This is a genomic window from Microvirga sp. P4_G7, from assembly GCF_056401005.1.
Genome location: NZ_JBFUKD010001129.1, coordinates 1 through 627, shown reverse-complemented (window position 1 = coordinate 627; position 627 = coordinate 1). Strand labels below are relative to the sequence as shown.

The 627-nt window shown below is 60.1% G+C and carries 1 protein-coding gene; it reads right to left on the bottom strand.

Annotated features, from left to right (window positions below):
* Window positions 1-85: 85 nt before the first annotated feature.
* The coding region (locus tag AC1DT3_RS23455) for an SDR family NAD(P)-dependent oxidoreductase (protein WP_477467548.1) at window positions 86-627 on the bottom strand (542 nt) is incomplete at its 5' end.

Below are 627 nucleotides of genomic sequence, written 5' to 3'. Positions count from 1 at the left end.
GGACACGTCCCTGACCACTGGAATCATGTCACTTCGGGCTTCAAAGCCGACCGAAAGGCCGTTCACCGCGAGTAGTGGCGGGCGCTCAGACAAGACGTCCTCCTCCATCGACCGGAAGATTGGCGCCGGTAATATAACTTCCTGCATCCGAGCACAGCAGGAGTGCGGCCGCGGCGCAGTCGGCCGGCTGYCCCAATCGCCCCGCGGGAATATTGGACAACACGCTCTCGCGATAATCAACATCGGCGAGCACCTGGGAATTGCGCTCCGTCAGGATGACGCCCGGCGATAGCGTATTGATGGTGACGCCACGCCCCGCGACCTGCTTCGCGAGGTTCTGCGCCAAATTCGCCAGGGCCCCTTTGGACGCGGCGTAGACTGCCATCTCAGGATGCGGCTTCCTCTCTTGAATCGACCCGATGATCAGTGCGCGGCCCCATCCGCGCGTCGCCATCGAAGGTACGAAAGTCTGCATCAATGCCAGAGACGAAAGCAGATTTACTTGGATCTGTGTTGTGGCGTCTTCGAGCTCTATCGTCGTCCACGACTTTCGGATCTGCACCGCAGCGTTGAGAACCAAAATGTCGAGAACTGGCGCAAGGGTTGCGCAGGCGTCCGCGATGACAT